Annotated in this window: 22 protein-coding genes; 10 read left to right on the top strand and 12 right to left on the bottom strand. The window is 73.2% G+C overall.

All coding sequences use genetic code 11. From position 1 onward, the window contains the following. Positions 1–9: 9 nt before the first annotated feature. The gene (locus tag ACZ6A9_RS18415) at positions 10–705 is read left to right on the top strand and encodes an HAD family hydrolase (protein ID WP_468986464.1); all 696 of its coding nucleotides are present in this window, start codon (positions 10–12) and stop codon (positions 703–705) included. Between the two features lie 319 nt (positions 706–1,024). Further along, complete coding sequence (locus tag ACZ6A9_RS18410; protein ID WP_468986459.1) at positions 1,025–1,774, top strand: DUF4142 domain-containing protein; 750 nt, start codon at positions 1,025–1,027, stop codon at positions 1,772–1,774. Between the two features lie 17 nt (positions 1,775–1,791). On the opposite strand, the gene ACZ6A9_RS18405 is transcribed toward ACZ6A9_RS18410, so the two are convergent. Next, positions 1,792–2,574: a LysR family transcriptional regulator substrate-binding protein gene (locus ACZ6A9_RS18405; RefSeq protein ID WP_468986455.1), complete on the bottom strand. Its 783-nt coding sequence runs from the start codon at positions 2,572–2,574 to the stop codon at positions 1,792–1,794. Between the two features lie 58 nt (positions 2,575–2,632). On the opposite strand from ACZ6A9_RS18405, the gene ACZ6A9_RS18400 reads away from it, so the two are divergent. Then, positions 2,633–3,025, top strand: coding sequence for a DUF5997 family protein (locus tag ACZ6A9_RS18400; RefSeq protein ID WP_468986453.1), 393 nt, complete (start codon positions 2,633–2,635; stop codon positions 3,023–3,025). A gap of 195 nt (positions 3,026–3,220) precedes the next feature. After that, positions 3,221–3,706: a hypothetical protein gene (locus tag ACZ6A9_RS18395; RefSeq protein WP_468986451.1), complete on the top strand. Its 486-nt coding sequence runs from the start codon at positions 3,221–3,223 to the stop codon at positions 3,704–3,706. On the opposite strand, the gene ACZ6A9_RS18390 is transcribed toward ACZ6A9_RS18395, so the two are convergent. Next, positions 3,675–3,977: a hypothetical protein gene (locus ACZ6A9_RS18390; RefSeq protein ID WP_468986449.1), complete on the bottom strand. Its 303-nt coding sequence runs from the start codon at positions 3,975–3,977 to the stop codon at positions 3,675–3,677. The two genes, ACZ6A9_RS18395 and ACZ6A9_RS18390, sit on opposite strands and share 32 nt — an antisense overlap. A gap of 209 nt (positions 3,978–4,186) precedes the next feature. Here ACZ6A9_RS18390 and ACZ6A9_RS18385 point away from each other — a divergent pair, with 209 nt between their 5' ends. Beyond that, a complete protein-coding gene (locus ACZ6A9_RS18385) occupies positions 4,187–5,257 on the top strand; it encodes a DNA polymerase III subunit beta family protein (protein WP_468986446.1) in 1,071 nt (356 codons plus the stop codon). Between the two features lie 60 nt (positions 5,258–5,317). Here the strand turns inward: ACZ6A9_RS18385 and ACZ6A9_RS18380 are convergent, their stop codons facing one another. Further along, the gene (locus tag ACZ6A9_RS18380) at positions 5,318–6,568 is read right to left on the bottom strand and encodes a cation:proton antiporter (RefSeq protein WP_468986444.1); all 1,251 of its coding nucleotides are present in this window, start codon (positions 6,566–6,568) and stop codon (positions 5,318–5,320) included. A 4-nt stretch (positions 6,569–6,572) separates the two neighbouring features. Continuing rightward, positions 6,573–7,043: a cation:proton antiporter regulatory subunit gene (locus tag ACZ6A9_RS18375; protein WP_468986440.1), complete on the bottom strand. Its 471-nt coding sequence runs from the start codon at positions 7,041–7,043 to the stop codon at positions 6,573–6,575. 299 nt (positions 7,044–7,342) lie between these two features. On the opposite strand from ACZ6A9_RS18375, the gene ACZ6A9_RS18370 reads away from it, so the two are divergent. Then, a complete protein-coding gene (locus ACZ6A9_RS18370; protein ID WP_468986437.1) occupies positions 7,343–8,179 on the top strand; it encodes a universal stress protein in 837 nt (278 codons plus the stop codon). Positions 8,180–8,254: 75 nt separating this feature from the next. On the opposite strand, the gene ACZ6A9_RS18365 is transcribed toward ACZ6A9_RS18370, so the two are convergent. Then, entirely contained in the window at positions 8,255–8,752 is a 498-nt protein-coding gene (locus tag ACZ6A9_RS18365) for an ATP-binding protein (RefSeq protein ID WP_468986435.1), read from the bottom strand. Between the two features lie 133 nt (positions 8,753–8,885). Here ACZ6A9_RS18365 and ACZ6A9_RS18360 point away from each other — a divergent pair, with 133 nt between their 5' ends. Then, positions 8,886–11,558, top strand: coding sequence for a helix-turn-helix transcriptional regulator (locus ACZ6A9_RS18360; protein WP_468986431.1), 2,673 nt, complete (start codon positions 8,886–8,888; stop codon positions 11,556–11,558). 147 nt (positions 11,559–11,705) lie between these two features. Here ACZ6A9_RS18360 and ACZ6A9_RS18355 read toward each other — a convergent pair whose 3' ends face one another. Together ACZ6A9_RS18355 and ACZ6A9_RS18350 are read right to left on the bottom strand one after the other, a co-directional pair. Further along, complete coding sequence (locus ACZ6A9_RS18355; RefSeq protein ID WP_468986428.1) at positions 11,706–12,083, bottom strand: CU044_2847 family protein; 378 nt, start codon at positions 12,081–12,083, stop codon at positions 11,706–11,708. An 80-nt stretch (positions 12,084–12,163) separates the two neighbouring features. After that, a complete protein-coding gene (locus ACZ6A9_RS18350; protein ID WP_468986424.1) occupies positions 12,164–15,331 on the bottom strand; it encodes an nSTAND1 domain-containing NTPase in 3,168 nt (1,055 codons plus the stop codon). Between the two features lie 303 nt (positions 15,332–15,634). On the opposite strand from ACZ6A9_RS18350, the gene ACZ6A9_RS18345 reads away from it, so the two are divergent. Together ACZ6A9_RS18345 and ACZ6A9_RS18340 are read left to right on the top strand one after the other, a co-directional pair. Then, on the top strand, positions 15,635–16,015 hold the full coding sequence (locus ACZ6A9_RS18345) for a VOC family protein (RefSeq protein ID WP_468986421.1): 381 nt from the start codon (positions 15,635–15,637) through the stop codon (positions 16,013–16,015). 688 nt (positions 16,016–16,703) lie between these two features. Further along, positions 16,704–17,165: a helix-turn-helix domain-containing protein gene (locus tag ACZ6A9_RS18340; protein ID WP_468986417.1), complete on the top strand. Its 462-nt coding sequence runs from the start codon at positions 16,704–16,706 to the stop codon at positions 17,163–17,165. Between the two features lie 58 nt (positions 17,166–17,223). On the opposite strand, the gene ACZ6A9_RS18335 is transcribed toward ACZ6A9_RS18340, so the two are convergent. The 4 genes from ACZ6A9_RS18335 to ACZ6A9_RS18320 form a co-directional block, all read right to left on the bottom strand. Next, the gene (locus ACZ6A9_RS18335) at positions 17,224–17,943 is read right to left on the bottom strand and encodes a tryptophan 2,3-dioxygenase family protein (protein WP_468986414.1); all 720 of its coding nucleotides are present in this window, start codon (positions 17,941–17,943) and stop codon (positions 17,224–17,226) included. Next, complete coding sequence (locus ACZ6A9_RS18330) at positions 17,940–19,181, bottom strand: pyridoxal phosphate-dependent aminotransferase (RefSeq protein ID WP_468986412.1); 1,242 nt, start codon at positions 19,179–19,181, stop codon at positions 17,940–17,942. The genes ACZ6A9_RS18335 and ACZ6A9_RS18330 overlap by 4 nt, the downstream gene beginning before the upstream one ends. A 73-nt stretch (positions 19,182–19,254) precedes the next feature. After that, positions 19,255–20,013, bottom strand: a complete 759-nt coding sequence (locus ACZ6A9_RS18325) for an SDR family NAD(P)-dependent oxidoreductase (protein WP_468986409.1) — start codon at positions 20,011–20,013, stop codon at positions 19,255–19,257. Next, positions 20,006–20,797 carry a thioesterase II family protein gene (locus tag ACZ6A9_RS18320; RefSeq protein ID WP_468986406.1) on the bottom strand — a complete coding sequence of 264 codons (792 nt, stop codon included), beginning with the start codon at positions 20,795–20,797 and terminating at the stop codon, positions 20,006–20,008. Before ACZ6A9_RS18320 ends, ACZ6A9_RS18325 begins: the two co-directional genes overlap by 8 nt. A 214-nt stretch (positions 20,798–21,011) precedes the next feature. Between ACZ6A9_RS18320 and ACZ6A9_RS18315 the strand changes: the two genes are divergently transcribed. After that, entirely contained in the window at positions 21,012–22,250 is a 1,239-nt protein-coding gene (locus ACZ6A9_RS18315; RefSeq protein WP_468986404.1) for a cytochrome P450, read from the top strand. Positions 22,251–22,372: 122 nt separating this feature from the next. On the opposite strand, the gene ACZ6A9_RS18310 is transcribed toward ACZ6A9_RS18315, so the two are convergent. After that, on the bottom strand, positions 22,373–24,334 hold the full coding sequence (locus ACZ6A9_RS18310; RefSeq protein ID WP_468986401.1) for an amino acid adenylation domain-containing protein: 1,962 nt from the start codon (positions 24,332–24,334) through the stop codon (positions 22,373–22,375). Positions 24,335–24,356 lie beyond the last annotated feature (22 nt).

The raw sequence follows: 24,356 nt of genomic DNA, 5'->3' as shown, positions 1-24,356 counted from the left end.
GCTGTCCCCATGAGCACCCTCGCCCGCCTCTCGGTCCTCTTCGATCTCGACGGAACGCTCGTGGACAGCGAGCCGAACTACTACGAGGCGGGCCGTCGCACCCTCGCCGAGTACGGGGTCCCGGAGTTCACCTGGGCCGAGCACGAGCGGTACGTCGGGATCAGCACGCGTGAGACGGTCGCCGACTGGCGCCGGCGGTACGGGCTGTCCGCCCCGGTGGAGGAGCTGGTCGAGGTGAAGAACCGCCACTACCTGAAGCTGGCCGGTGCCTCGACCCGGGTGTTCCCCGAGATGCGCGCGTTCGTGGAGCTGCTGGCGGCCGAGGGAGTGCCGATGGCCGTGGCGTCGGGTTCGACGCCGGAGGCGATCGGCGCGATCCTGGCCGGCACGGGACTGGGCGCGCATCTGCGGACCGTGGTCTCGGCCGACGAGGTCCCCCGCGGCAAACCGGCTCCCGATGTGTTCCTGGAGGCGGCGCGCAGGCTCGGCGCTGATCCGGCCGACTGCGTGGTGGTCGAGGACGCGGCCCCCGGCGCCGCCGCCGCGCACGCCGCCGGGATGCGTTGCATCGCCCTCCCTTATGTCGCCGCGCAGGCCGGCGCGCCGGAGTTCGCCACCGCCACCCTGCTGGTGCGGGGTGGGCAGGAGGAGTTCACGGCGCGGGCGGCGCACGCCTGGCTGGTGGAGTCCGCCCGCCGCCCCTGACCGCCGGGTGTGATCTTCGGCACGTCGGACTCCGGTGTCGCCCACCCCGCCCAAGGGCGTGACGCTGCCGGACGGCAATCCGGTCCGGTGTCCCCTTCCGCGCCAAGGAAGCGCTGGTCACGCGCGTACGGACGGTGGTAAGCACCTGGGTGGAGGCCGGTCTGCCAGGCCCCGCCGACGGCACCGAGGCGGCAAGGGCGGCTCGGCAGGCAGCTCGCGCCCACCGCAGTGTGTCCGAAAATTCTTTCCCGAACGGTGATTGCCTCGCGTCCGGCGTCCGTACCTCCTGCTGTTGGGCCGTTCGATCCCAGGAGGCACGATGCGCATCTCGCGCAGCACGGCAGGAACCGCGTTCGTGGGCGGAGCCATGATTCTCACCCTCACCGCGCTCGCCTATCCCACCATGCTGGGCGTTCAGAACACGTCGACCAAGCCGGACCGGGTGGTGGCCAACACCAACTACGGCCCGCTGACCGAGGCGGACCGCGACTTCGTGGTCAAGGTCCGCGCGGCCGGGCTGTGGGAGCACCCCCTGGGGCTGCTGGCGATGGAGCGGGGGACGACGCCGGAGATGAAGGAGGCGGGCGAGCACCTGGTCGTCGGGCACGGACGGCTCGACGAGTCCTGCCGCAAGATCTCCCTGGAGCTCGGCATCACACTGCCGAACCAGGCGTCACCGCAGCAGCAGGGTTTCGTGGAGACCATCAGGGCCACCACCGGCAAGGAGTTCGACTCCACGGCGGTGAACATCATGCGCGTGACGCACGGGCAGATCTTCCCGGCCATCGCCAACATCCGGGCCAACACCAGGAACACCCTCGTGCGGCAGCTCGCCGACCAGGCCAACGACACGGTGCTCGACCACATCACGGTGCTGGAGAAGACGGGGCTGGTCAACCACGAGCAGGTCAACTTCCAGCAGACCAGCCCGCCCAAGATGCCGGCGGAGCAGGTGACCCCGCCCGCGCCGCAGGCGGGCGCGCCCGTCCTGGTGCTGGAGATCCCCGAAGGGCTGAAGGACCTCAACACGGTGTCCCCGGCACCCTCACCGTCCTCGACGGTCAAGTAGGGATGTGATCCTGACGGTCACGACCCGCGGCGGGGCCTGCCCCGCCGCGGGTTCTTCGTCGTGCCCCCGGTGCCCGGTCCGCGGCCCCGGCCGCCCGACCTGCCGGCCCCCCGGGACGCTCCGGGCTGCTGCCGGCGGCTGCCGGCGGCGTCGGTCCGCTCGCGCTTCTTCTCCTGCGCCGGCTGCTGCGGGCGGCCCCGGGTGCTGTTGACGGTGCGGCCGCGGACGATCCCGATGAAGTCCTCCACCCGGTCCGTCGTCGCCGCCTCCGGCCAGGCCAGCGCCACGCCCGACACGGGAGATGCTTCGAGCGGCCGGTGGGTGAGGTCCTTGCGGTGGTGGAGTCGGGCGAGGGACAGCGGGACCACGAGCACACCGATCCCGGCCGCGACGAGCTCGACCGCGTCCGCCGTGGTCGCGGGCCGTTCCAGCGCGGGCCGGCCGGGCAGGCTCTCCCACTCGAGCACGTCGTCGAGGGGGTGCAGGACGATCTCGTCGGCCAGGTCCTCCGGGGTGACCGCGTCGACGGCCGTGACGACGTGGTCCTTCGGCACCACGACGACCGTCTGCTCGGTGTACAGGGGGATCGCGCTGAACACCGTACGGTCGACGGGCAGCCGGACGAGACCCGCGTCGGCGTCGCCGCCCAGCAGGAGTTCCCGCGCCGTCGACGCGGGCACCTGGGTGAGGTCCAGCGGGACGTCGGGCAGCCGCTCGTTCCAGATGCCCACCCATTTGCCGGGCATCACGCCGGGTACGTACACGAGCCGGAACGAGGGGGAGACTTCCGAGCCTGTCACCTGGCCAGGTTACCGGCCGTGGTCGGCGGTCGCGCACACGCTCGATACCCTGGACGCCATGACGCAACACCAGAGCACCCAGACGATGAAGCCCGCGACCGCGGCGAAGAAGCTGGGTGTGTACCTCGAGGCCACCCCCGACGACTTCCGGGAGGGCGTCGTCTCACGCGCCGAGCTGAACGCGCTCCAGGCGGACCCGCCGCAGTGGCTGCGGGACCTGCGGCGCGACGGTCCCCACCCCCGGCCGGTTGTCGCGGCGAAGCTGGGCGTGTCCATCGCAGGTCTCGCGCGCGCGGGAGTCACCGAGGCCCTCACCACCGAGCAGATCGAGACGCTCAAGCAGGAGCGCCCCGAGTGGCTGGAGCGGGAGCGGACCACCCAGGCCGAGGTCCGCAAGGAAGCGGTACGCATCAAGAAGCGGAACGCCGAGCGCGCGCAGCGGGACGGCTGACCTCTGCCGCACCCTCCGCCGCGGTCGCCCCCGGCCGGTTCTCCCGGTTGCGGGGGCGTCCGTGTCTCCGCGTCGGAGCGCGCCGTGCGCGAACGCCAGCCCGCGCCACCCTTCCGATGGTCGGACATATCCACGACCATGGCCCGTACCGCACGCGCCCGGAGCGGCGCGGCCGACCGCGCCCGGGGTGGGGACATGCACAGCGTCATGTGGAAGCAAGCCGTCGAGTGGCTGGCCGCGGCGGCCACGGATCCGCAGGAGTGCAAGCGCGAGTGGGATCACGGGAGGGGGACCGCGCTGCTCGCGGCCGGCCGGTACTGGGACGTGCTCAGCGTGCCCGACCGGCTCGGCCTGCTCGCCCTGGACATCCTCTGGCGGGACCCGCTGAAGGCACCCGGGCCCACGCTGGTGGACGTCACGGCCCGCAGGGTGGGCTTCTTCCTTCCGCCCGATCCGGTCAGCGAGTGGGTGGGATGCGGGGTGCGGCACGTCGGCAGGGGGTCCTGGGTCGCCGTACCGCCGCCGTACCGGCCCGCGGGACGGCTGGAGTGGCTCGTCCCGCCGGACGGCACCGGTGCCCTGCACTCCCCCGCCCCGCTGGAACTGGCGCTGCGCCGGGCGACCGGCACGCTCGCCGTGCTGGCACCGGTCAGCGCGGAGTCGGGGGGGCCGGGCTGGTGAGCGGTTCGTCCCCGGCCGGCGGCCCGAGGAGGGGTGACGGCACAAGGAAGGGCACGGACAGGACCGTCGCTCCCTCGCTCACGGTCGGGGCGGCGAAGGACGCCCGCAGACCCTCGCGGCGCTCCGGGACGGTGTGCCCCCTGGCCCGCCACTCGGCGACCAGCGCCGTGTAGATGGGCGTGTGCCCCGCGTATCCGCTGGTGAGTTCGGCGTACGGCCGGCGCGCGGCGTCGGGCCCGAGAAGGCGCCGCGCCGTCCCAGTGCTGTCCATGCCGGAGCAACGCGCCCTCGTGCGCCGGTGGTACGCCCGACGGCTCCGGGTCCGCCCGGCGGGGTGAAGCCGTCACCCGCACGGCCGCAAGGGCGGGGCGGGCACGGCACCCTGGGCACGGCATGGATCGTGCGCCGGGCGGGAGGTGACGGGCCGGAGTTGACCCTCGACCTGGTCGAGGGACCAGGGTTTCGGGTGTGGAGAACGAGATGCTCAGCATTGGCGAGACGGCCCGGGAGAGCGGACTGGGCGTGAGCGCCCTGCGGTTCTACGACCGGACCGGCGTCCTGGTCCCCGACCGGGTCGATCCGGTGAGCGGCTACCGCTGGTACGCCCCCGGGCAGCTGGACGAGGCCCGGCTGCTGGCCCGGTTGCGCCGGGCCGGCATGCCGCTGGCGGACATCCGGCTGGTTCTGGCCGGCTGGACGGGCGCCGACACCGATCTCGTACGGCAGCTCCTGCAGGCGCACCTGCGCCGGCTGGAACAGGGGCTGTCGGGTGCCCGCGAGGAGTTCTCCGCACTCCGCGCCCTACTGGACCAAAGGGAGAACCCCATGACCTCGCTCCGCACCGACACCGCCGTCCGGCTGTCCCTGTCCGGCCCGGAACTGGCCGCCGCGCTGGACGCGGTCCGGTTCGCCGCCGGCACCGACCCGGAACTGCCGATGCTCAGCGGGATCCACCGCGACATCGACGACGGCACGCTGCACGTCGTGGCCACCGACCGCTACCGGATGGCCGTGGCCCACACCCCCGCCGAAGGGCACGACGGGTCCCGTGTGCAGGTGACCGTGCCGCTTCCGCTCGCCGACGCGATGCGGGCGCTGCTGGACGGGAGCCGGGACGTGCGGCTCGCCGTGGACGGTGACCGGGTGACCCTGGAAGCGGGGGACCGGCAGACGGCCGGCCCGTGCCTCGGCCACGACTTCCCCGACTACCGGCGCCTGGTCCGTCTCCCGGAGGGGCGGCGCACCGTGCTGGACGTGCCGGCGTTCCGTGAGGCGGTGCGCACCGGTCCCGTGCGGGAGCAGGACGGGACCGCGGACGACCTCACCGTGCTGGCGGTCGCGGACGACGGATCGGTCACCGTCGCCGGGGACGGGGCGGCCGGGGACGGCCTCATCGCCGTCAACCGGGCGTTCCTGCTGGACGCGCTGACCGCGGGAGCGCGCGACCGGCTGGTCCTGGAGTCGGGCGCTCCGACGGCGCCCCTCGCCGTCCGCCGGCCGGACGACGAGAGCACCTTCTCGCTGCTGATGCCGGTTCGGCTGGAGAACTAGAGGGACGGCCCCCGCGCGGGAAGCCCCGTCCGCCCGGGCCGGGCGGACGGGGCCCGGCGTTCAGCGTTCGACGCCGCCGTCCTCCACGGGCTCCAGTGTCTCCGCGGCCGGCGGCGTCGCACTCCGTACGGGCACGATGTCGGCCTTGGCCGTACGGCGTGCGGTCAGCGCCAGCGCGACCGGCTCGGTGTAGCGGGCGGTGAGCGGTCCGAGGACCACCAGGACCAGGACGTACGCGGTGGCCAGCGGACCGAGGTCCGGCTCGATGCCCGCGGTGACCGCGAGGCCGGCGATGACGATGGAGAACTCGCCGCGGGCGACCAGCGTGCCGCCCGCGCGCCAGCGGCCCTTGGGGGAGATACCGGCCCGGCGGGCGGCCCAGTACCCGGTGGCGATCTTCGTCAGCGCGGTGACGACGGCCAGCGCGAAGGCGGGGAGGATCACCGGCGGGATGGACTGCGGGTCGGTGTGCAGCCCGAAGAAGACGAAGAAGACGGCGGCGAACAGGTCACGCAGCGGCGCCAGCAGGTTGTGCGCGCCCTCGGCCACCTCGCCGGACAGGGCGATGCCCACCAGGAACGCGCCCACGGCGGCCGACACCTGGAGCTGCTGGGCCAGTCCCGCGACCAGCAGGGTGAGTCCCAGCACGACCAGCAGCAGCTTCTCCGGGTCGTCGCTGGAGACGAAGCGGGAGATGACCCGTCCGTAGCGGACGGCGACGAACAGCACCAGCCCGGCGACGCCCAGCGCTATGGCCAGGGTGACGCTGCCCGCGGCGAGGCTGACGCCGGCCAGCAGGGCGGTGATGATCGGCAGGTAGACGGCCATCGCCAGGTCCTCGAGCACGAGGATGCTGAGGATGACCGGGGTCTCCCGGTTGCCGAGCCGTCCGAGGTCGCCGAGGACCTTCGCGATGACACCGGAGGAGGAGATCCAGGTGACGCCGGCCAGGACGACGGCCGCGACCGGGCCCCAGCCGAGGAGCAGGGCCAGGGCCGCGCCGGGCAGGGCGTTCAGCGCCATGTCCACGAGGCCGGCCGGGTACTGGGTCTTGAGATTGGAGACCAGGTCGCTGGCCGTGTACTCGAGGCCGAGCATGAGCAGCAGCAGGATCACGCCGATCTCGGCGCCGATCGCCACGAACTCCTCACTCGCGCCGAGCGGCAGCAGCCCGCCTTCACCGAAGGCGAGGCCGGCCAGCAGGTAGAGGGGGATCGGGGAGAACCGCAGGCGTCCGGCGAGGCGGCCCAGCAGGCCGAGGCCGAGGATGATCGCGCCGAACTCGATCAGGAAGATCGCGGAAGAGTGCACGCGCTCACTCCCGCCCGAGAATCTCGGCGGCGGCGTCGATGCCCTCGCGGGTGCCGATCAGGATCAGCGTGTCCCCTCCGGCCAGCCGGAAGTCCGGGGCGGGGGACGGGATCGCCTCCGCCCGCCGCAGCACGGCCACGATGGACACCCCGGTGTCGGTGCGCATCCGGGTCTCGCCCAGCAGCCGCCCGTTCCAGTGGGAGACGGAGGACAGCTCGACGCGCTCGGCGACCAGTCCGAGGTCGGTGGTGTGCAGCAGGTTGGGGCTGTGGTGGTCGGGCATCAGCGCGTCGATGAGCGCGGCCGACTCGGCGACGGTCAGGCGCAGCGACCGGGCGCAGGCGTCCGGGTCGTCGGAACGGTAGACGTTGACCGTACGGGCACCGTCGCGGTGCGCGATCACGGACAGGTGCTCGTGCTCACGCGTGGTGAGGTCGTATTTCACGCCGATGCCCGGCAGCGGCGTCGCGCTCATCCGTGGAGCAGGCACAGCCCGTCCCCTTCCCGATTCTTCTGATGTCGTCCGGTGCGGGATGGCTCGACCGGCCGCGCCGCGACACTGGTGATCGGCCCCCACGGGGGTAATGGTGCCATCCCGCCAAACGGCCGGAACATGGGTGTTGCCACGGATGGACAGGGCGCCGGCGTGCCGGAGAAGATGCCGGCGGAGACCGTGTTTCCGCAGCTGGAAGCCTTCTTCCCGGACAGCGCGACGACGCGTGCCGGGCCCGCGTCGTGGGTACTCGGAGCGCGCCGCGGGGACGGGAGTGTGAAGTGGACGACACGGTGATCGTGGGAGTGGACGGCTCGCCGTCCAGTCTCGTCGCGGTGGATGTCGCGGCACACGAGGCGCGGCTGCGCGGCGCGCGGCTGCGGATCGTGCACGCCTTCAGCCGGCCGGCCGACCTGGACCCGATGATCCACGGTGTGCTGGCGCAGGCGGAGCAGCGCGCTCACGAACGCACGCCCGGGCTGGAGATCGCCAGGACCGTGGCGTCGGGCGAGACGCTGACGGTGCTGCGCAGCGAGTCGCGGCACGCGGTCCTGACGGTGGTCGGCGAGCGCGGCCACACCGCGTTCGGGGGCCTGCTGCTGGGGTCGACGGTGGTGCAGCTGGCGGCGCACGGGCACGGTCCGCTGCTGGTGGTACGGGGCCGGGAGGATCCGAGGGGACCGGTTCTGCTCGCCGTGGACGGTTCGCCGGCCGGCGCGGCCGCCGCGTCCTTCGCCTTCGCCGAGGCCGCGCTGCGCGGGGCCCCGCTGGTCGCGATGCACGTGTGGAACACCTGGAGCGAACAGACGCCGTACGAGAGTCCGGGCGATCCGCCGACCGTGGTGGTGGACCTCGACCGGCTCCGGGAGCGGCACGAGCGGCTGCTCGAGGAAGCGGTGGCGCCGTGGCGGGCCGCCCATCCCGGGGTGCGGGTGGTCTCGCGCCTGGAGCGGGCCCGGGTGCGTCACGCCCTGCTCGGCGCGACGCGGGAGTCCCAGCTGGTGGTGACGGGGGCCCGGGGACACGGCGGTTTCGCCGGGATGCTGCTCGGTTCGGTCAGTCAGGCGCTGCTGCACCACGCGGACTGCCCGGTCGTCGTCGTCCGTGCCGAGCGGTGAGACCGCACGGGCGGGACGGGCCTCGGTGAGCGCGGAGACGGTCGCGGGAAACGGGTCCGCCGTGCCGGCGCCGCCTCACAGGGCGATCACGGCCCGCACCAGGGTGCCGTGGGCGGACCGCAGCACCGAGGTCTCCACCGCGTAGGCGTCGACCAGGGCGAGGCCGCGGCCGAACGGCGCGTCCATGTCGACGGGCTCACAGCGGGGCGCGGGCCGTTGCCGCCAGCGTCCGCTGTCGCGCACCCCCACGGTCAGGGAGGCGGCGTCGGCCTCGAACATCACCTCCAGGTCGGGACTGCCGCTGTGCAGGACGACGTTGGTGGCCAGTTCACTCACGATCACGGTGAGCGCCTCCTCCACACCCGCGGGCAGCCCGTGGCGGTGGACCACCGCCCGCACCAGCCGCCGCAGTCGCGGCACCGCTCCCGCGGCCGCGGGAAAGACCGCCGCCACCAAGAACCCGTCTGCGTGCCGTGGCGTCCTGCGCACCGTCGTGTGCTGCCGGTCCCGTCCCACCGGTCCGGCCGCCTCGAGGACCGTCCCGGCCGGACCCGGCTCCCTCACGTTTCGCACGCCGGGCTCCCTTCTGCGCGGCCGACCTTGCGGGTTCCCACGCTGCCCTCCTCCCGCAGTGAAGGGCAATCAGGGCAGACTGAGTACGGATACGCAAACAACCGGGAACACGCGTGGAACGGGGTGACGAACCATGCCGCACAGCGCCGGGACGGCGGACGACGCCGAGAGAACCCTGCGCAGACGGCTCACCGCGACGCTCGACCCGCAGGGCGCCGGCCGGCCGGTGCTGCTGCTGGTCGAGGGCGCGGCCGGCACGGGCAAGACCCGTCTGGTGGACCGGCTCGGCGCGGTGGCGGCCGGACCGGTGCGGCGGACACCGCCCGGCGAGGCGCCGGCCGGTGCCGGGCCCGAGCTCCTCGTCGTGGAGGACGTGCACCGGGCGCCCGCCGAGGAGACCGCCCGGCTGCGTGCCCTGCTCGCCGCCCCGCCCGCCCACTTCGCGTGCGTGCTCAGTTACCGTCCCGAGGAGCTCGGAGCGCCCGGTCTCGTCCTCGGACCCGACACCGACTTCCCCGCCGGCCTCACCGTCGTACGGCATGTCCTGGGGCCGCTCGGCCCCGCCGAGGTGGGACGGATGGCGGTCACCGCCCTGGGCACGGACCGCTGCCCGCCGGGGCTGGCCGCCGCCCTGCACCGCGTTTCCGGCGGTGTCGCGCAGACCGTGGCGGACCTGCTCGACCTGCTCGCGGCGGACCCGGCCTCCGTCGGCCGGCCGCCCTCCTTCGGCCTCGACCGGCTCGGGACACCTCCCCGGCTCGACATCCTGACGCTGCGGCGTACGGCCGCCGTGCCGGAGGAGCACCGGCGGATCGTCCTCGCCGCCGCCGTCCTCGACGAGCCCGCCACCTCCCGCGACCTCGCCGCCGTGGCCGGTCTTCCCGGACGGAGCGGCGCCGACGCCCTGGCCGCCGCCCTGCGGGCCGCCGTGCTCGAGGACCGCGGTGACGGCCGGTACGGCTTCGGCTCACCGCTCGCCGCGGCCGCGGTCCGCCGCGTGGCGACCGGTCCGCCGCGCGAGGAGCTGCACCGGCGGGCCGGACAGCTGCTCGCCGGACGCCAGCCCGTTCCGTGGGAGCGGGTGGCCGGCCACCGTCGGGCGTGCGGCGACGAACGGGGCTGGCTGCACGCCGTGGAGCGGGCGGCCCTGCAGCTGGAGGCCGCCGGGGAACAGCAGCGTGCCGTGGGTCTGCTGGAGTCGGCGCTCGCCACCGGGCCGGTCCCCGAGCAGGCCCGTTCCCGGGCTGCCCGGCTGCTGGCCCGCTGTGCCGTGGTGGGTCTGCGCTCCGACGAGACGCTGAAGGTGCTGCGGCACATCGTGGCCGATCCCGGTCTGCCGCCGGCCGTGCGCGGCGAGATCCGTCTGGACCTCGGGCTGCTGCTGTGCAACCAGATGGGCGAGGTCATGGAGGGGCGGGACGAACTCGCCCGCGCGGTGGAGGATCTGGCCGGGGAGCCGGTCCCGCTGGCCCGGGCGATGTCGGCGCTGGCCATGCCGTACGGACCCGACGCGTCCTTCGCCGAGAACGTCGCCTGGATCGAGCGGGCCGTGTCGGTGGCCGAGGAGTCGGGCGACCCGGTGGTGCAGGCGGCCGTGGCCGCGAACCGGGTGAGTGTCCTGCTCAACGGCGGTGACCCCGCGGCCTGGCCGCTCATCGAGCAGCTGCCCCGCGACAGTGACCTGATCGGCTGCCGGCAGCAGACCTCCCGGGGTCTGTGCAACGCGGCGGACGCGGTGGTGTGGCTGGGCCACTACGACAGGTCGCGTGCCCTGCTCGCCGAGGGTGTCGAACTGGCCGCCCGCAGCGGTGCCGCCTACGCCGAACAGACCGGCCGCGGCTGCGCCCTGGTCGTCGACTGGGCGACCGGCAGCTGGTCCGGGCTCGCGGAGCGGTGCCGTGCCTTCGTCGAGGAGTCCGGCGACATGCCCTACCTCGCCTCCGACGCCCGGATGGTCCTGGGGCTGCTGGCGCTCGCCCGCGGGGAGTGGGCCGACACCCTGGACCATCTGACCGGCCCCGGCGCGGCCGATCTGGACACCGGCCCGGTGCCGATCTCCGCGACGGTGTCCGGTGCGCTGATCCGGCTCGCCCTCGCGCACGACGACATCGCGGGCGCGGCCGCCGAGGCGGAGGCGGCGTGGGGGCGCCTGCGCGCCAAGGGGATCTGGGCCTGGGGTGCCGAACTGGCCCCCTGGGCGGTGGAGGCGGCCCTGAGAGCGGGGGACAGCGCCGCCGCGGAGGCGATGGTGGAGGAGTTCGCCGCGGGGCTGGAGGGCCGTGACGCTCCGTCGGCCGACGCCGCCCTCGCCTGGACCCTCGGGGTTCTCGCCGAGCACACGGGGCAGCCGGCCGAGGCCGCGGCCCGTTACGGGCGGAGCGCAGCCGCCTACCGGGCGCTGCCCCGCTCCTACCACGCGGCCCTGACCTCCGCGAGCGCCGCCCGCTGCGCCCTCGTGCTCGAGGAGGGCGATACCTCCGCGGTGGCCGCCCTCGCCGACTGCGCCGCGACCTTCGACGCCCTCGGCGCGACCTGGGACGCCGCCCGCACCCGCGCCGAACTGCGCCGTCACCAGCCGTCCGCGGAACGCCGCCCGCCGGGCCGCCCGCGCTACGGCGACGTGCTGTCGCCCCGGGAGGGCGAGGTCGCCGAACTCGCCGCGGCGGGCATGTCCAACCGCGAGATCGCCACCACGCTCCACCTGTCCCCTCGCACGGTGGAGCAGCACGTCGCCCGGGCCCTGCAGAAGACCGGGGTGCACTCGCGCCAGCAGCTCGCGGGGGCCCTGGATCCCGCTCCGGATTGATTGCGTATCCGTGAGGTCCGGCTCCCGTGCCTCACGGCCGGTGCCGGCCGGGGCAGCTGAGCCGCACCGGCCGTCGGGGCGGTGAACGGGCCCGGGTGGTGGCCTCCTCGCACCGGGACCGGAGGGCGACCGGGAGCCCCGGCGTTGTCAGGCCCCGGGTGCCTGGCTCTGTTCCGGGGCCCAGGTGGCGGTGACCGTCAGATGTGCCTGCCCGCTTCCGCTGACGATGCCGAGTCTGAGGTCGTGTCCGAGCTGAACACCGAAGGTGACGGACACCTCGGCGGGCGGGGTCGCCCCCGTAGTGACCGCGTCGTGCACGTCCTGGACCAGCGAGCCGAGGGGTCGCAGCGTCGTGCGAAGCGCGGCAGCGACGGTGGCGTCCGCCCGCCTGCGCCTGGCGACGGGGACGAGCGGTCCGATGCCGTCGGGTGCCCCCTCCGCGTCGGCGACGGGACGCCCCGCGGGTTCGACCAGGAAACGAACCGTGGTTCCGTCCGAGAGCGCGAAATCCTGAGAATCGTCCATGCCGGTCATTGTGCGGGTAGGACCCCGGCCGGACAGCGGAGTTGCCTGATTCGGCCGCGGGATCCTCCCGCGTCTCCAGGTCAGGCGCAGGGCGGCTGTTCCGGGGTCCCGTCCGGCAGGAGTGTGCGCTCGGCGGGTGTGTAGTCGCGGCCCGCGACCGCGCACAGGGCCCGGAACTGTGCCTCGGGATTCAGCTCGAAGGTCCGGCGGCGCAAGGTGAAGGACCCCTGCACCCCTCCGAGGTACACCGTCAGGCGGCTTCCCCGCACGGAAGCCGCAGCTACGTCGGGGAGGTGCAGCGTGGTGGAGTTGCCGGCATCGGCCAGGTCATGGATCGTCACTCGGCCGTCGCGGGAGGTGAGGACCTGGCCCTCGTCGCTGACGCCGATCAAGTGTCCGTCCGCGGAGCCGGACGCGCTGCCGGGCAGTTCCCTGCCCGCGTCGACATCCCATACGCGCACCTCTCCGCCGCTGTTCTGGACGGCGAGACGAGAACCGCGCCTGTCGAAGGCGAGCGGACCGGCGGACGGGGCGTCGGTCGTGAAGAACGGCGCTCGGATCGCGAGCCCGGTCAGGGTCCTGACGTGCCGGGGGGCCCGGAGGTCCCACAGCAGGACGTCACCGAAGCCGGCGCCGGGCCGGGTCACCACCGCGACCTGACCGGGGTGGTGCGGCCGGGGCACGATGCGGCCCCGGGTGAAGATGTCGTCGAGGGTACCGTCGCCGGCCCGGTCCGGATCCGAGTAGGCGGGGATCGGCCGCGTCAGGAGGCCCCCCTCGGCGGCGTCCACCCGGGCGAGGCGACCGTCGACCGTCAGCAGGGCCATCTCGCTGCCGCCCAGGGCGGCGAGTTCCTCCACCTCGCCCCCTTGGTGGCCCTCTGCCTTCGCCGCTGCCTTAGTCTCGGGCAGCACGCCGTCGAGTGGCACCCTGTCCTTCAGGTTCCGTACCGGGTACGCGGCGAGAAGATTGCCCTGCCTGTTCCACACCACGACCCGCCGCGAGTCCGCGGTCCAGGAGGGCACCCAGGACGCCGCGTCAGTGAGGAAGGGAAGCGACACGGACTGCCGCCGGGTGCCGGACAGGTCGACGACCTGCAGGCTGCGCCGGTCCGCGATGGCGACGAACCTCCGGTCGGGGGAAATGCTGGTGACCGGATCGTTCTGCGTGGTGGTGATCTGTCCGTGGTCGTACCGCTCGGCGCGCACGATCAGGAGCGCCGTACCGAGCGGCGCCAGGACGACCACCTCACCGTCTCGGCGGGGTACCACCGCGAGGCCGGCGCCGGAGAGGTCCTTGTCTCGAGCGCTCGGAATGCGGGCGATACGAGCTCGCCCGGTGCCGAGGTCGGTCAGGATCCTCTCGTCGTAGAGTCCTGCGTCGGTGCCGTTCGAGGAGTCGTCCGACGGCACGTGGAAACGCTGGGTGCGGTCCATGAGCCCTGAGACGTCGGGCAGTTCGGTGCGCCGGCCCGGGGTGGTCCCGAGGGACCGCGAGTACGAGGTGTCCCCGTCCTGGATGATGAGGAGTTCGCCACCGGCCCCCAGCCTGGCATCGGAGGCCAGGCTGTTGCCCACGGTGGCGGTGTACCGCAGCCGAGCCGTGCGAAGGTCCCTGATCTCGATCCGCTTACCCTCCAGGCCGGACGTGTAGCTGATGGTCGCAACGGAATCCGGGTCGGAGGTGAACGCCGCTTCCTGCGCTCCTCTCCCGTGCACGAGCCCGTCCGGCACGCGGATGCGAGCACCCGATGCGGTCTCCCATGCCTCGGCGAACGCGGGCGGGCACGTGGGGAGCGGAGAGCAGCCGGACGAGGATTTCACGGTCAGCAGCAGTCGCTTGCTGTCGCTGCTGAAATCCAGGGTGCCGTTCACTGTCCCGGCCGACTCGCGGACTACGGCCAGCGGCTCGGGGCGAAGGGAACCGTCCAGCCGCCACAGGTGCACCACGTCGGAGGAGCTCGCGGCGGCGAAGAAGCGGCCGTCAGGGCTCAGAGCCTGCTCCTGGACCAGTCCCTCGGGAACACCGCGCAGCTCTCGTGCGAGGAACTGCACGGCATCACTGACGACGTCGGACGTACCAGCCGTCACCAGGACGTCCAGGGAATCGGGACGCGCTGTGGCGAGGACCCACAGGGCGGCCTCGCCGGGCCGGCCGGCGAGGCCGGAGAGCATGCGGAACAGCTCGCGCGCCTCGGCCGGCACGGCCCGTGCGTACTCCTCGAGCTGGTCCACGAAGATCACGTGCCCGGCGCTCGGGACGCGGGCCGCCAACCGGACACGCAGCTCCGTGAGGACGTCGTCACCGTCGGCGAGCAGCCGGGCCAGCGCCTCGGCCCTGGTGAGGCGCTCGACCTCGCCGAGTCCCGGTTCCAGGACATCGGTCAGGGCACGGGCGAGAATCGAGGTCGCCCGAGCGCCCTGGACGGGACGCAACTCGGAGGCACTGACACCTTCGTCCCGTAACCGGGGCAGCACCCCGGCTCGCAAGAGGGAGGACTTCCCACATCCGGAGGGCCCCACCACCAGCACCACCGGCCTCTGGTGCAGGGCCTCCATCACCCGGTCGGTGTCGGCGTCGCGGCCGTGGAAGAACTCCGACTGCTCCTCGGTGAAGGACTCCAGTCCCTGGAACGGGCAACGCGCCGGCATGGTGTGCTCGTCGACCAGATCGGCCGACGGCAGCAGATACGCGGTGCTCTCCCCCCGGTGAGCGGCGACGGTCATTCCGACGACCCCGCCCTGGGTGTCGTCCCACACCGGGGACCCGCTGAACCCTTCCGTGACGCGGGGTCCGGGCAGGTGCGCCTCCATCTGCAGCAGGCCCGTCCCCTGGCCGGCGCGCAGGGTGCCCAGCACCCAGACTCCGTGATCCGCCCCATCCGGGTGTCCGAACACCCGGAACGGATGCTCCCAGACCGCGGTGCCGTCGACGAGCCCCGCCGGCCTCGCCCCCTCGACGGACCGGTCGAGCCGCAGCAGGGCGACATCGGCTCCCCCGTGACGCCAGGAGACGACGCTCGCCCGCGCGCGGGGACGGGAGGACAGGAGCGGGAAGTCGAGGTTCACCGACCCGCCCGGCGCTTCGTCCACGGGCTCCGGGAGGTCGAAGGCCTCCTCCACGACGTGTGCGCAGGTGCACACCAGGTCCGCGGCGACCAGGAAACCGGCCCCGGCCACCTCTCCGTCGACCGAGCGTATCCGCACCTGCGCAGTCGCCAGAACGTCGCTCCGCCACTCCGCGGCCATGGCCCCGCTTCCCTTCGTCCCCGAACGAAGCACCCACGATCCACCGCCCACCACCGTAAAGACAACTCGCCTCGCCTGTAGTGCCGTTGTCACCTGGAGTGGCGGAAGACACGCCGGGAGGGCAGCAGACCGGTGCCACAGGTCGTGCAGCCAGGGTCGCGGGCGGGGCTCCGCTGCCGCGGTGCGGGCTCCGCTCATGGGCGCCCGGTGCGGCCGCCCGCACGGAAGGGCGGCCGCGACACATGGCTCGAACTGGTCGAATCACCCCTGCGGATCGCCGCAGGGGGAATATAGAGTCGCCCCATGAGTCTGACGCCACGGTTGATCGTCCCGGACCCCGATGCCGCCGCGACCTACTACCAGAAGGCCATGGGCGCCGAGGAGGTCTTCCGCGCCCAGGACGACAGCGGCCGCGTGATGGTCGTCGTCCTGCAGATCGGCGGTTCCCCGCTCTCCCTGTCCCCGGCAGTGCCCGAGTGGGGCTGGCTCTCGCCGGACGACGTCGGCGGCTCCCCGGTCCTCCTGGAGGCGGAGTTCACCGACCAGGACGCTGTCGCCGAGCGGATGGTCGCCGGAGGCGGCGCCGTGGTCGTACCGGTGGAGAACCGCCCGTACGGCAAACGGGAGGGACGCCTGCGCGACCCGTTCGGTCACCTGTGGATCGTCACCGGCGAGCTGCGCTGAAACGAGGCGGCGGCAGGAGGCCCTGAGGTCTGCCGCGCCCGCACGCGTCTCGGTCGACCCGCACGGGCCACGGCGAAGGCCGGCAGAAACAGACCTCGTGTTCCTGTGCACCCCCTGCCTGGTGGCCGTCGGCACCATCAGGTCGCGTATCACCCGGGTGGCCCACCGCTCGGGTGTCATCACCGCCCCCGTCGGCATCACCCGGCACCCGGCACCCGCCACTCGAAGAAGCCACGCGGGCCGAAGACCATCGGGAACCGGCCGCCCACGGGGAGTTCCGCGGCACCGGTCCCCGGCTTGACCCGGAGCCGACCACCTCGTGGTAGGTGGGCCTCGGTGCGCCGGGAAGCGGCAGGCGGCGCGTGGCGGAATCGAGTCCTCGCCGAGTCGGAATCCACCCGGCATCGACCTGGAATCGGGACCCGGCAGGATCGAGGTTGCGGGGGCCGGTGACGACGTCACGTGGGAACCGGCGTCGAAGCCAGGCAGCAGAACGTCTCGTGAGCGTCCCGGACCAGCTCCTCGGTCCCATCGGCCGGCACTCCGGCGGCGGCGCCAGAGGGACGCGCGCATGCCCCGACGCAGCCGTCGGCCCTCGAACACGAGTCGTCACGTGTCACGGGAAAACGGGGGTACGGCCATGGCAACGCTCGTTCGCCGACAAGAAGTCAAGTTTCTCCGCTGGCCGGTGCAGAACCATGAACGGGACCAGCTGCGCAAGGCGGGACTGCCGTGTCTGCTGGTCGTGGAGGGCCAGACGGCGCCGCCGAGCGACATCTCCCCCACCGAGGACTGGGTGCGCCCGCCGGTGGCCCGCCTCGACCTGGCGGCCCGCGTCCACACCCTGCAGCGGCGCACCGGAACCGACTTCATGCCCGCGCTGGATCCGACCGGGGTGCTCTATTACGGCGGGCAGTCGGTGCCCATGTCCGAGGCGCAGAGCGAGATGATGCGGTGTTTCCTGGCCGACTTCGGCCATCTCGTCCGCCGGGACACGCTGAAGGATGCCCTGGGCGGCATCAGGAACGAGGAGGTCACCAGCAACGCGATAGACCTGCACATCATGCGGCTGCGCCAGCGGCTGGACGGCATCCGGCTGAGTCTGCGCACCGTGTGGGGGCGGGGCTACATCCTGGAGGCCGCCACCTGATCCGGCCGGCCCCGGAACGCGCACGCGTGCGCGTTCCGGGGTGCTGCTCCCACCGCGGTCAGCCTGTCTGCCGGCGCCGACGCTCGTGCACCTTGCCGCGCAGTTCGTGGAGTTCGGTGAACGGCATCGTGGCGCGGCCCATGAGATGCGCCGCCCCCGAGGTGCCGGCGGTGCCGCGCTGTTCCCCGATCATCTTCATCACCAGGCCCACGTGCCCGATCTTCCACTGGAAGTAGCCGTTGCCGATCCTCAGCATCGCCTCGACGACCCGGTGGAACGACCCCGCCTCCACACCCGCGGCGACGATCTCCTCCAGGTCGGCACCGATCCGCTCCAGCCCGGAACGGAAGGCGAGGAACAGCGATCCCGACCGGCTGGCGCTGCCGAGCACCCGCTCCAGCTCGTGGGACTGGCTGGACTGCGCTCCGCTGGCCGTGCCGAGGTACTGCCGGAACTGGACGAAGTCCTCCAACGGCAGCCGTTCGAGCGCCATGAGCTGCTCGTGCAGCAGGCGCAGCAGCTCACTGGACCGGTAGAGCAGGTCCACGGACCGCTCCAGACCCGCGGTGGTCATCGTCAGGAAGTGGCCCTCCACGGCGGCGAGGTCGCCCAGGATCTGCTTCAGCCACAGTTCGCAGGTCTGGTGGCTGACGATGAAGAACTGCTCGGAGAGCACCGTGGTGAGGTCCGCGTCGTCCTCGGAGGCGCGCGGTTGCTGGAGGGCCAGCAGCTGGTCGAGCTTCAGGTAGGAGGCGTAGGTCACCTCGGTGGGTATCACTGCTGCCTCTTCTCACGGACCAGGGCGACCAGACGTTCCACCCCGGTGACGAGTTGCTCCCGGTCGACGCAGAACGCGATCCGGACCAGGCCGGACGCGACACCGCCGGGCTTCAGCGGTCGCATCGTGCCGTCCGGAGCGAATTCGGGCCGTGCGGAGAACCCGCTGCCGGGGACCACCACGACATCGTGACGGAGCATGAGTTCGGCGCTGAACTCCTCGCCGGTCAGACCGGTGGAGGAGACGTCGGCCATGGCGTACCAGCCGCCGCCGGGCAGTGCGGGCAGCAGCCCTTCGTCGACCAGCGGGGCGAGCGCGGCGTCCCGGTTCCCCCGTACGAAGTCGTGGTTGCCGCTGAGGGCACCCGACGCGTCCAGGGCGGCCAGTCCGGCGTACTGGACGGGCGCGTTGGGGGCGATGATGCAGGACTCCTGGACCGCGCGCATGGCGGCGGCCGTCTCCGGCCGCGACACCGCGACGTAGCCGAGCCGGTAGCCGGTCATCGCCGGCCCCTTGGAGAAGGTGAAGACACTGTTGACGATGCGCTGCGTCGCGGGGCGGTCGCGCTCCAGCGCGGCGATCGACAGGTGGGGGCCGGAGAAGGCGAAGTCCTCGTAGGCCTCGTCGCTGATGATCTGCCAGCCCCGCTCGTCGGCGATTTCGTACAGGGTCTGCTGCAGCGGGAGGTCGGCGACCGCACCGGTGGGGTTCGAGGGGGTGTTGAGCAGCAGCACCCGGGTCTCGGGGGTGGCCATCTGCCGGATCGACTCGGGATCGGGCGAGAAGTGCGCGTCGAGCTTGTAGAACACCGGGCGGAATCCGGCGAGAAGGGCCTGCTGCAGATGCACCGGCCAGTGGATCTCCGGCATCAGGATCTCCGCTCCCGAACCGGCGAGACAGCGCATCAGGGCGCTGAGCCCCTGGCACGACCCGGGGGTGACGAAGAGCCGGGAGGGCTCGGTATCGATGCGGTTGACGGTGTCGAGCTTGCCCGCGAGACGCTCACGGAGCTCCGTGAGCCCTTGCACGTCGATGTAGCGGGCCCGGCCGTCCAGGACGGCGTCGGCGAACTCCTTGGCGACGGAGTCCGGCGGGCCGAAGGCGGGCTCGCCCACGTGCAGCTTGATCTGGCCGGGGTGCTCCCGCTCGCGCTCGTTGGCGATCCGGAAGGACTCGTACAGCCAGGAGGAGGGGATCGCCGAGGCCGGGGCGAACCACGGTGAAGCTGTCTGCGTCATCTGATTCATGCCTTTCCGCTGATGGCAGGACCGGCCGGACCGGGCCGGCCGGGTGGTGCTGCTGGGCTGTGGCTCAGGCCGTACGCCCGCCGTCCACGTGCACCAGGGAGCCGGTGATCCAGGACGAGGTCTCGGGGTCGACGAGGTGGCACACCCAGGCCGCCACCTCCGACGCCAGACCGAACCGTCCCAGAGGGGTGCCGGCCACGACTCCTTCGCGCAGGGCGTCCGCGCCCTCGCCCGCCGCCAGGTCCCACAGGTCCGTGTCGACCGGGCCCGGCAGCACCGCGTTCACCCGGACCTCGGGTGCCAGTTCCACGGCGAGCGACCTGGTCAGGGAGTTCAGGGCGGCCTTGCTGGCCCCGTAGAAGGACCGGTTCGGCATCGCCAGGACGCCGCCGACGGAGGACACGTTGACCACGCAACCCCGGCTGGCACGCAGCAGGGGCAACAGCGCCCGGGTCAGCAGGGCGGGAGCTACCAGGTTGGTGTCGATCATCTCCCGCAGGTCCGCCTCGGCGGCGTCCTCCAGGCGGTCGAAGACCGCGTGCCCGGCGTTGTTGACCAAGGCGTCGACACCGCCGAGCGCTTCCCCGGCGCGCTCCGCGATCCGTGCGGCGGCATCGGGGGCGGTGACGTCCGCGGCGAACGGCACCGCGGTGCCCGCCCCTTCGGTCCGCGCCTTCGCCGTCATCTCCGCCAGCCGGTCGGCCCGCCGGCCGACCGCCAGGACGTCGGCGCCCAGCCCGGTCGCGCGGGCGACCACGGCGGCCCCGATGCCCGAACCGCCGCCGGTGACGACCAACCGCAGACCTGCCCAAGGACTACTCATGCGCCGAACCGCTTCCCTTCGTGTGGGTGGGAACCCGCCGCGCCAGGTCCTCCAGCAGCATTGCGGGGTCGTCGAAGACGTGGAAATGGGCTCCGTGTCTGATGTCGATGCTCGTGTTCCCGGAGGTGAGACGGCCCCAGTGGCGGCCGGCCAGAACCGGGACGAGGGGATCTCCCCGGGCCATGCAGACGTGCACGTCGCAGTGGAACGACACCGGGTCCGGGCAGCTGAGGTAGCGCTCGTGGGCGGCGATGTCCGCGCGCATCGCGGGGAGCAGCAGGTCACGGAGCTCGGTCTGCGACGCGATGTCGGGGTCGATGCCCCCGAGGGCGACGAGGCGCCTCCAGAGCTCCTCGTCGGGCAGCAGGTGTTCGTCACGAGGGGGCCGGGCCGGGTCCCCCGGGGCCCAGGCGCTGGACGCGACGAGCAGGACGACGTCGATGCCCGCCCCGGGGCACCGGCGGGCCACCTCGCAGGCGACGGCCGAACCGAAGCTGTGGCCGAAGAGCATCAGGTCCGCCGGCGGCAGCCGGGCCAGGTCGGCGACGATCTCCTCGGCGATCGCGCCGACCCCCTCCCCCGGCGGTTCCGCCAGCCGGTCGCCGTGCCCGGGGTACTGCGCGGCGCACAGTTCCACCGCGGTCCCGGGGAACGCGGCGGGGAGCGCGTCCCGCCAGCCGGAGAAGTTCTCCGCGCGGCCACCGGAGTGCGGCAGCCCGAGCAGCCGGAGCGCGGGCCGTTGCGTGCTCGACAGCGTGCGCACGGATCCGCGGTGCACTCCCATGGCCGATCTCCCCTTCGCCGCCTCGGATGTGAGAATCGCACGCACGCCCAGGGCCGCCGCGGAAACCTTCGTCATTCATTCAGCGCCGCCTCGGGCGCGGGCGCGGGAGGTGAGGATCGGAGCCGGAGACGAGAAACGAGCACCCCGTACCGGCCCGGTGTCCTGGCCGAGCCCCTCGTGCAGGCCCGAAGTCCGGGTCGAAAGGAGTATCCCGGTGGCCTCCTCCCACGACACCGCCGTATCCGACGGCCCCGACGACGCCTCCGGAGCGGCTCTCGACCTCGCCGACCCGAAGGCGTTCGTCGAGCACGACCCGTACGCGTACTGGGACCGGATGCGGCGCAGTGATCCGGTGCGCTGGCATCCCCCCGCGGACGGCCGCCCCGGGTTCTGGGCGGTGGCCCGGCACCGGGACGTCCAGGCCTGCTACAAGGACGCGGACCGGCTGAGCTCGGCCCGGGGAACGGTGCTGGACGTCCTGCTGAGCGGCGGCGACTCGGCCGGCGGGCGGATGCTTGCGGTGATGGACCGTCCCCGCCACCGCGAGCTGCGCCAGGTGATGCTGCGTGCCTTCTCGCCAAGGGTGCTGCGGCACGTGGAGGAGGCGGTGCGGCAGCGGGCCGACGCCCTGGTGGCCGCCGTGGTCGGTGCGGGCGAGGCCGACGCCGCACGGGACATCGCCGAGCACCTGCCGCTCAACACCGTGTGTGATCTGCTGGAACTGCCCGTGGCCGACCGGCCCTCGCTGCTGGGCTGGAACAAGCGCGCCCTGTCGTCGGAGAGCGCCGAGGACGACCCCTTCGACGCGCTGGAGGCCCGCAACGAGATCCTGTCGTACTTCGTGGACGTGGTCCGCGAGCGGCGCCGCCGTCCGGGCGAGGACGTGATCAGCATGATCGCCGGCGCCCGGGTGGAGGGCGAGCCGATGACGGAGGACGATCTCGCCCTCAACTGCTACAGCCTGATCCTGGGGGGCGACGAGTCCACCCGGGTGACCACGATCGGCGCCCTGCACGCGCTGGGCACCCACGAGGAGCAGTGGCGTCGGCTGCGCACCGGCGAGGCGGCGGTGCGGACGGCGGTGGAGGAGGTGCTGCGCTGGGTGACCCCGGCCATGCACTTCGCCCGCACGGCCACCGTCGACCTGCGCATCGGGGATGCCGAGGTGTCGGCGGGCGACATCGTCACCCTGTGGAACATCTCGGCCAACAACGACCCCGAGGTCTTCGCGCGGCCCCGCGGCTTCGACGTCGGCAGGGAGCACAACCCGCACCTCGCGCTCGGGCACGGCCCGCACTTCTGCCTGGGGGCCTTCCTCGGCCGACTGGAGCTGTCCGCCGTGCTGGACTCGCTGGTCCGCCGGGTGAACCGGATCGAGATCCTGGCGGAACCGCCGCGCGTCTACTCCACCTTCCTGTTCGGCCACAGCGCCCTGCGCCTGCGGCTCGACTGAGCCGCGTCCGCCCCCTTCAGGTACCCCTCACCGGGAAGGGGGCCGCCCGCCGGGTCCACGCTCCCGGCCCACGCCGGCCGGGAGCGCGGGCTGCCCCGGCCCCGGTCGTGCTCCGTCCCGGGTCAGTCCCGGGTCAGCAGGCCGGCCAGTTCCACCATGGTGGACCGCTCGAAGACGGCCCGCACCGGCAGGTTCATCCCCCATTCGTCCCGTACGGCCTTGGCGAGCCGCACCGCCAGGACCGAATGCCCGCCCCGGTCGAAGAAGTTGTCGTCCGGCGCGACCGCAGGCACCTCCAGCACCCTGGCGGCCAGTGCGCACAGCGCGGCCACCGGGTCGGACGGATCGGCGGCAGCCGGCCCGCCGGGCGGTGCCGCGGCGCCGGCGGCGGGTCCGGCGGCCCGTTGCTCCAGGACACGCCGGTCGATCTTGCCGTTGCTGGTCATCGGCAGGGACGCCACCACCTCGACGCGGGAGGGCACCATGTGCGCGGGCAGCCGCGCGGCGAGCCGCCCGCGCAGTTCCTCCGCGAGGTCGTCGGCCGGGTCCGCGCCGGGCACCACGAAGGCGACCAGGCGTGCCGAGTCCACCTCGCCGGTCACGACCACCGCCGTGAGGCGGACTCCCTCGCACGACTCCAGCGCCGCCTCCACCTCCCCCAGTTCGACCCGGAAGCCACGCAGCTTGACCTGGCGGTCGGCGCGACCCGTGAAGTAGAGCATGCCGTCCTTGTCCCGGTGGCCGAGGTCGCCCGAGCGGTACATCCGGCTCCCGGGCTCGCCGTACGGGTCCGCGACGAAGCGCTCCGCGGTCAGGGCGGGCCGGTTGAGGTATCCGAGGGCCTCGCCCTCGCCCACCAGGTAGAGCTCGCCCTCCTCGCCGGGCAGACAGGGCCGGAGGTCGACATCGAGCACCCGGACCTCGTTGCCCGGCCACGGTTCACCGATACTGACCGGCTCGCCCGGCCGCACCGGCCCCGCCATGGTCACTCCCACGGTCATCTCGGTGGGCCCGTACCCGTTGAACATGCGCCTCCCGGGCGCCCACCCGGCCACCAGCGCCTGGGTGCAGGAGTCACCGGTGGAGACCACCACCCCACCGGGCAGGACGCCGTCCGGGTCGGTGGCGGTGAGCGCGACGGGAGGCAGCACCGCGTGGCTGATCCGCCGGTCGATCAGGGTACGGCGCAGTTCCTCGCCGGGCAGCACCGCCCGGTCGTCGGTGAGCACCAGGGTGGCCCCCGACAGCAGGGCCAGCGTCAGGTCCCAGAAGCCGGCGTCGAAGTTGAACGAGGCCCACTGCAGCACCCGGTCACCGGGGCCGGGGCCGATCCAGTGCCGCTGCGCCTCGGCGAGCGCCGCCATGCCCGCGTGCGGGACCACCACGCCCTTGGGCGTCCCGGTGGAGCCGGAGGTGTAGATGACGTACACGGTGTCGTCGACCTGCAGCGGCCGCCGCCGCTCCTCGTCGGTGACCGGCCGGGCCGGACGGACAGTGGGGTCGGGGGTGGTCAGGTCGAGGGTTTCCAGACCGGTGACGTCCATCGGCGGGGGGCCGGTGTGCAGCAGGGCCCGCAGCCCCGAGTCGGCCGTCATGTGGCGCAGCAGTGCGGGGGGATAGCCCGGGTCCAGGGGGACGTAGCCCGCTCCGGCGGTCGCCACGGCGAGTGCCGCCACCACCTGATCGGTACCGCGGGGCACGCAGATCCCGACGAGATCGCCGGGGCCCAGACCGGCCGCGATCAGCCGCCGGGCCTGCCGGTTCACCCGGGCCGCCAGCTCGTCGTACGTCAAGGTGGTGCTCCCGCTCTCGACCGCGGGCAGTTCCCGGTGCCCGGCCACCACCCGTTCGAAGAGCACGGGAAGGGTTTCGGCGGTGGAAGCGGCCGCCGCGGACGGGCGTGGGCGTACGTCCGGCCAGACGTGTTCGACGTGGGCGCGGGCGCGGGCGCGGGAGGTCGCGGGCAGTTCCACCAGCCATCCGGCGGGGGCCGGCAGCCGGGCGGGCCACAGCGACCGCTGGCCGCGCTGATTGCACAGGACCAGGTAGCCCGCGTCCGGGTCTTCGAAGGGGTTGGCTGGCATCGAGCGACCTCCTGTGTGACGG

This window comes from Streptomyces sp. NPDC041124 (genome assembly GCF_055592385.1).
The sequence above is the reverse complement of the archived record's forward strand: the minus strand, read 5'-3'. Positions and strand labels throughout refer to the sequence as shown.